6 protein-coding genes and 1 pseudogene (1 of these 7 running past the window's edge) are annotated in these 6,835 nt (G+C 42.9%); 1 reads left to right on the top strand and 6 read right to left on the bottom strand.

Annotated elements, in window-relative coordinates:
* The 5 genes and pseudogenes from R8695_RS00140 to R8695_RS17590 all read right to left on the bottom strand — a co-directional run.
* Positions 1-511 carry the 5' portion of a lysophospholipid acyltransferase family protein gene (locus R8695_RS00140; protein ID WP_154780177.1) on the bottom strand. It extends 206 nt beyond the left edge of the window, so 511 of the gene's 717 nt are visible here — the first part of the coding sequence; the start codon lies at positions 509-511; its stop codon lies beyond the left edge, outside the window.
* A 21-nt stretch (positions 512-532) separates the two neighbouring features.
* Entirely contained in the window at positions 533-1,087 is a 555-nt protein-coding gene (locus tag R8695_RS00135) for a hypothetical protein (RefSeq protein ID WP_154780176.1), read from the bottom strand.
* A gap of 2 nt (positions 1,088-1,089) precedes the next feature.
* Positions 1,090-3,633, bottom strand: coding sequence for a DNA gyrase subunit A (gene gyrA, locus R8695_RS00130; protein ID WP_118511881.1), 2,544 nt, complete (start codon positions 3,631-3,633; stop codon positions 1,090-1,092).
* A gap of 19 nt (positions 3,634-3,652) precedes the next feature.
* The gene (gene gyrB, locus R8695_RS00125) at positions 3,653-5,578 is read right to left on the bottom strand and encodes a DNA topoisomerase (ATP-hydrolyzing) subunit B (RefSeq protein WP_154780175.1); all 1,926 of its coding nucleotides are present in this window, start codon (positions 5,576-5,578) and stop codon (positions 3,653-3,655) included.
* A 31-nt stretch (positions 5,579-5,609) separates the two neighbouring features.
* Positions 5,610-5,711: pseudogene (locus tag R8695_RS17590) on the bottom strand (DUF6783 domain-containing protein); the annotation flags it as partial.
* Between R8695_RS17590 and R8695_RS17585 the strand changes: the two are divergent.
* Positions 5,664-5,792, top strand: a complete 129-nt coding sequence (locus R8695_RS17585) for a DUF6783 domain-containing protein (RefSeq protein WP_308418819.1) — start codon at positions 5,664-5,666, stop codon at positions 5,790-5,792. The pseudogene R8695_RS17590 and the gene R8695_RS17585 sit on opposite strands and share 48 nt — an antisense overlap.
* 180 nt (positions 5,793-5,972) lie before the next feature.
* Here the strand turns inward: R8695_RS17585 and rsmI are convergent, their stop codons facing one another.
* Positions 5,973-6,815, bottom strand: coding sequence for a 16S rRNA (cytidine(1402)-2'-O)-methyltransferase (gene rsmI, locus R8695_RS00110; RefSeq protein WP_154780174.1), 843 nt, complete (start codon positions 6,813-6,815; stop codon positions 5,973-5,975).
* Positions 6,816-6,835: the final 20 nt, after the last annotated feature.

Here is a 6,835-nt window from a genome sequence, read left to right as displayed (position 1 = left end):
TCGCTGCTTTGAAACTTCCACTTTTGAATTCCTGGGGATGGTTTCCATCTTTACTTCTGGTTCCCTCTGCGAATATCAGATAGTTTCTTCCCTGCTTTACTTCTTTTATAACTTTCAGGATCACCTGCATAGACTGTTTGATATCTTCTCTGTCCATGCTGAATGCCTTCATGCAGGCAAAAACCTGTTTTAAAAATGGCACATCAGAGAGTTCTTTTTTTGCTACCACAGAAAATGGAACCGGACATACCTGGATAATTGCCAGTACGTCAAACAGCCCCTGGTGATTAGGGAAGAACATAAATCCGTTCTCCTTCGGAATATTTTCCAGACCATGAGCATCTATTTTCAGATTTCCGCCGCGTATCGCCCTGTGATCCACATACTGAAGAAGCCTGTATCTCTCTTCTTCCGTATAACGGTCTACATGAGATGCGTACCAGCATAATTTGAACCATCCATAAGGAACAAAGAACAGATTTCTCAGCACCATCAGCAATATTCTTTTCATTTTTCTCCCTCACTGCTGCCATCAGCCTATTTTAGTTGTGATCTTATCTTCATATCCCGGATTCTTTTTGATAAAGACATCGTATGCTTTCGTATATTCTTTATACGTATCTGTAGTCATAAATTCAGCATAGTCTGTTGCTGCCTGTGTCCTCATGTCATCTGTGATCTTTGACGGTGCCAGAATATAGTAATCTTTATCCTGCTTTCCTACCATGTAAGTTCCGATACATGGATACTCCTGGTTATCCTGCAGTACAAGATTGTACCTGATATATACATACGTATAATCATCACTACTGGTTACCGCTGCACAGCTTTCAATCTTAACTTCTTTGGCGTCATGTGCCTCGAAATATTTGAGCATTGCAGTAATTTCAGACTGCAGACCCTCTTCCGTATCGTCCTTCTGATTATAGCAGTCCTTCACATTCTTCTCTTTATCGCCGACATAAGCCTGAATCAGTTCTTCTGTTACTTTTTCAGGAGATTTATGGCTTACTCCGCCGCAGCCAGTCACTGCGAAGACCAACAATGCAATAATCCCCGCAATGATATACTTCTGCCATCTCTTCATGGTTATTCAGTTTCCCCTTCTTCCTCTGGTGCAATTTCAGATTCTGTATTTTCTTCGATTACCTGTACATTGGTATCCTGAGGATCTTTCTCCTCTTTATCTCTTACCTTCGCCACGCTGGCTACAGTAACTCCTCCTATAAGGTTGATCAGTTTTACACCTGAAGTAATTCTTCCAAGAATGGAGATATCGGAGCATGCAATTCTTATAATAATTCCTTCTGTAGTGATCAACATTACTTCGTTATCTTCATTTACAGCTCTGGCGCCGATGACATTGCCAGTCTTTTCGGTGATCTTGTAGCATTTTACACCTTTACCACCACGGTTCTGGCAGGTAAATTCCCCAATAGAAGTTCTCTTGCCCATACCGTTGGCAGATACAATAAGCAGACAGTCTCCCTGAGAATTTAGTTGCATCGCCACAACTTCATCGCCATCATCCAGATTCATGCCTCTTACACCCATAGATGTTCTTCCGGTGCTTCTGACATCTGTTTCTTTGAATCGTATACACTGGCCATCTTTTGTTACCAGAATGACATCCTTCTTATCATCTGTAAATTTAACTTCTATAAGCTCGTCATCATCTCTCAGCGTGATCGCAGCCAATCCTGTCTTACGTACATTTGCATATTCATGGATTGGCGTTTTCTTTACAAGGCCTTTCTTGGTAGCCATCATCAGATAACTTCCCTCTTCAAACTGACGGATTGGGATCACAGCAGTGATAAATTCTCCCGGCATCAGCTGCAGAAGATTGATGATCGCGGTTCCTCTGGCTGTACGGCTTGCTTCCGGAATCTCATATGCTTTCAGACGGTATACTCGTCCTGTATTCGTAAAGAACATCAGATAATGATGAGTAGTAGTCATCAGAAGTTCTTCAATATAATCGTCCTCCAGGGTCTGCATTCCCTTAATACCACGGCCACCTCTGTTCTGGCTTCTGAAATTATCAACAGTCATACGTTTGATATATCCCAGTTTGGTCATAGTGATCACAGTGTTTTCTCTCGGGATCAGATCCTCTGTGGAAATATCATATACATCATAACCGATGGCAGTCTTTCTCTCGTCCCCATATTTCTCGGCAATTGCCAGAATTTCCTGACGGATTACACGGAGAAGAAGATTTCTGTCTGCAAGGATTGCTTCATATTTACGGATTTTTTCCATTAATTCTGCATATTCTGCTTCCAGTTTCTCTCTTTCCAGACCTGTCAGAGCACGCAGACGCATATCTACGATAGCCTGTGCCTGTACATCTGTCAGTTCGAATCTCTCCATCAGTTCCTGTTTCGCGATCTGCACATTCTGTGATGCACGGATGATACGGATTACTTCATCAATATTATCCAGCGCCTTCAGCAGACCTTCCAGGATATGAGCACGCTCTCTTGCTTTATTCAGGTCATATTTGGTTCTTCTTGTTACAACATCTTCCTGATGTGCCAGATAGTATTCCAGCATTTCCTTCAGATTTAATACCTTCGGTTCCAGACTTCCGTTATTCGGGATCAGGGAAAGCATATTTACTCCGAAGGTATCCTGGAGTTGTGTATGCTTGTACAGAAGGTTCAATACTACATTTGCATTTGCATCTTTTCGCAGATCAATACAGATCCTCATGCCTTCACGGCTGGAGTGATCGTTAAGATCTGTAATTCCATCAATCTTTTTATCTCTTACAAGCTCCGCGATCTTCGAGATCAGACGTGCTTTATTTACCAGGTATGGAAGTTCCGTAACAATAATCCTGGATTTGCCGTTAGGGAGAGTTTCAATATTTGTCACTGCACGCACACGGATCTTGCCACGTCCTGTGCGGTATGCTTCTTCGATTCCTCTTCTGCCCAGGATCGTAGCTCCTGTAGGGAAATCCGGACCTTTTACTATATCCAGGATTTCCTCCATAGTAGTATCTCTCTGTTCTTCTATGATATTATCAATGATCTTTACAACTGCATTGACCACTTCTCCCAGATTATGAGGAGGGATATTGGTCGCCATACCTACTGCAATACCTGAAGTTCCGTTTACCAGAAGATTCGGATAACGGGAAGGAAGTACTACAGGTTCTCTCTCTGTTTCATCGAAGTTCGGCTGGAAATCAACAGTATCTTTATTGATATCAGCCAGCATTTCCATGGAAATTTTACTCAGACGTGCTTCTGTGTATCGCATAGCTGCTGCCCCGTCACCATCCACAGATCCGAAGTTTCCATGTCCATCTACCAGCGGATATCTGGTAGACCATTCCTGTGCCATATTTACCAGTGCTCCATAGATAGAGCTGTCGCCGTGGGGATGATATTTACCCATTGTATCACCGACAATACGTGCACACTTACGGTGAGGCTTGTCAGGACCATTATTCAGTTCTATCATGGAATAGAGTACACGACGCTGAACCGGTTTCAGACCATCTCTTACATCAGGCAGTGCACGGGAAGCGATAACGCTCATGGCATAATCGATATAAGAGTCCTTCATGGTCTTTTCCAGATCCACCTCGTGGACTTTGTCAAAAATATTATCTTCCATTTATCTATTCTCCCTATTATCAGATATCCAGATTCTTTACAAATCTTGCATTCTCTTCAATAAATTCACGTCTTGGCTCTACCTTATCGCCCATCAGCGTAGTAAAGGTCAGATCGATCTCAGAAGTTGCCGCTTCATCCATAGTAACCTTAAGAAGAATTCTCTTTTCAGGATCCATGGTTGTTTCCCAGAGCTGGTCTGCATCCATTTCTCCCAGACCTTTGTAACGCTGGATCTTATTATTTCCGTCACGTCCAATGTCTGTCAGGATCTGATTCAGTTCATCATCATCGTATGCATACCATACTTTTTTATTTTTCTCGATCTTATAAAGAGGTGGCTGTGCCAGATATACATAGCCTTGTTTGATCAGCTCCGGCATAAAACGATATAAGAATGTCAGAAGAAGGGTAGCAATATGGGCACCATCTACATCGGCATCGGTCATAATGATGATCTTATGGTAACGAAGCTTACTGATATCGAAATCCTCATGAATTCCTGTTCCGAAGGCTGTGATCATCGCCTTGATCTCTGCATTGGAATAAATTTTGTCCAAACGCGCTTTCTCTACATTCAAGATCTTACCTCTCAGTGGAAGAATTGCCTGAGTCACACGGTTTCTGGCGGTCTTCGCAGATCCGCCGGCGGAATCTCCCTCTACGATATAAATCTCACAGTTCTCCGGATTCTTATCGGAACAGTCTGCCAGCTTGCCCGGAAGAGACATATTGTCCAGTGCTGACTTTCTTCTGGTGAGATCTCTGGCTTTACGTGCTGCTTCTCTGGCTCTCTGTGCCAGAACAGATTTCTCTACTGTAGCTTTCGCAACCGTCGGATTCTGCTCCAGGAAAATCTCCAGCTGTTTACTTACCACACTGTCAACAGCACCTCTGGCTTCGCTGTTTCCCAGTTTCTGTTTCGTCTGTCCCTCGAACTGAGGATTCTCGATCTTTACGCTGACAATGGCAGTCAGACCTTCACGGATATCATCACCGCTTAAATTCGGTTCACTGTCTTTCAGCAGTTTATTCTTTCTTGCATAATCATTGAATGTCTTTGTAAGCGCATTACGGAATCCCATAATGTGGGTTCCGCCTTCAGGAGTATTAATGTTATTAACAAATCCATAACAGTTCTCTGTATAGGAGTCATTATGCTGCATGGCTACCTCTACAGATACTCCGTTCTGCTGCCCTTCACAGTAAATAATCTCCGGGTACAGAGCCTCTTTACTTCTGTTCAGATAACTTACGAACTCACGGATACCGCCTTCATAATGGAAAACTTTCTCCCTTTCCATTCCCTCACGGGTATCTTTCAGACAGATTTTCAGTCCTTTTGTAAGAAATGCCATCTCACGAAGACGCTGTTTCAAAATATCATAATCATAAACTGTTTCCTCGAATATCTCTTTATCCGGAAGGAATACAACTGTGGTTCCTGTTTTACCTTCTTCACAGTCTCCAACTACTTTCAGCGGATACATGGTCTTTCCACGTTCGTATCTCTGCTGATATACTTTTCCCTCATGATAAATAGTTACTTCAAGCCAGGTTGACAGCGCATTTACAACAGATGCACCAACACCATGCAGACCGCCGGATACTTTGTATCCTCCGCCGCCGAATTTACCGCCGGCATGAAGAATTGTAAAAACTACTTCTACAGCCGGAATTCCTGCTTTATGATTGATACCAACCGGAATTCCACGTCCGTTATCTATAACTGTTATTGAATTATCCGGGTTAATGACCACCTGGATTTCCGTACAAAATCCAGCCAGTGCTTCATCTACCGCATTGTCTACGATCTCGTAAACCAGATGATGAAGACCCCTGCTGGATGTACTTCCGATATACATACCCGGTCTTTTACGTACAGCTTCCAGACCTTCCAGAATCTGGATCTGGTCTGCGCCATATTCTGTATTCTCTCCGCCCATGTTATTCCTCCTGTTAATTAATAATATGATGTCAGAGTCTCCTGGAGCATGTTTGAAAAAGGCTTTCTGCAAGATGTGCGTCACAATTTGTGGAAGATTTTGTTCGGATGAGGGCGTCGTAGCAGGCTACGACAACCGAATTCGGGCAAAATATACCGCAAAGTGGGGCGTGCAGATTGCAGGAATGATTTTTTCAAACACGCTCTGGCCCTGACTGGATATAGGCACCAGAATATATTTGAAAACCCTGCTGGACAGTAAAAATGATTTTCAAATATATTCTGGTCTTTGGACATAATAATACAAATTTATTATAACACAAAAGCGCCCGGACTGCCATAACCTTAATAAAAAAGAACCCCCTCTGTAACGGGAATTCTCTTTTATCTGTACTTTATTTATTTATCAGATACTGATAGATATCTCTCTTCGTCACACCTCTGTCGTTGGCAACCAGTTTCATGGCCTCTTTTCGGGAGTGTCCCTGGTTTTCATAGATTTCCATATGTTCCTCAATGGTTACCTTTTCCCAGGACGCCTTCTGCTCTTCTTCCATCTCCTGACGGCTTCGCCCCTGGATCACCAGAACACATTCTCCCAATGGCTTCTCTGTCTGGTAAAATGTGATCAAGTCTTCTATCGTTGTGTGAAAAGCAGTCTCATGCTTCTTCGTCAGCTCTCTGCATAAGGTCATTTTTCTGTTTCCAAGAGCTTCTTTCAGCTCTTCCAGAGTTCTGACCAACCTGTGTGGTGCTTCATAAAGAATGATGGTCCTGGTTTCATTTTTCAGTTCTTCCAGGATCACCTTTCGCTCTTTTTTATCTGCCGGCAGAAATGCTTCGAATGCAAAACGTCTCGTAGGAAGTCCTGACAACGTAAGAGCTGTAATACAGGCAGCAGGTCCCGGAAGCGAAGTAACTTCTATTCCCGCTTCATAACACATGGCGGCCAGTTCCTCTCCTGGATCTGAAATTCCCGGAGTTCCTGCATCTGTGATCAAGGCAATATTCTGTCCTTCCTGCATTTTACTGATCAGAACATACGCTTTATCGATCTTATTGTATTCATGATAACTCGTCATGGGCGTTTTTATGTCAAAATGATTCAGAAGCTTGATACTGTTTCTGGTGTCCTCTGCTGCAATAAGATCCACCTCTTTTAATGTACGGAGAACTCTTAATGTAATATCCTCCAGATTTCCTATGGGTGTTGCACACAGATATAATTTGCCGCACATAATCATTTCCTCCTAAACTA

The organism is Blautia luti, assembly GCF_033096465.1.
GTDB classification, from domain to species: Bacteria; Bacillota; Clostridia; order Lachnospirales; family Lachnospiraceae; genus Blautia_A; species Blautia_A luti.
The sequence above is the reverse complement of the archived record's forward strand: the minus strand, read 5'-3'. Positions and strand labels throughout refer to the sequence as shown.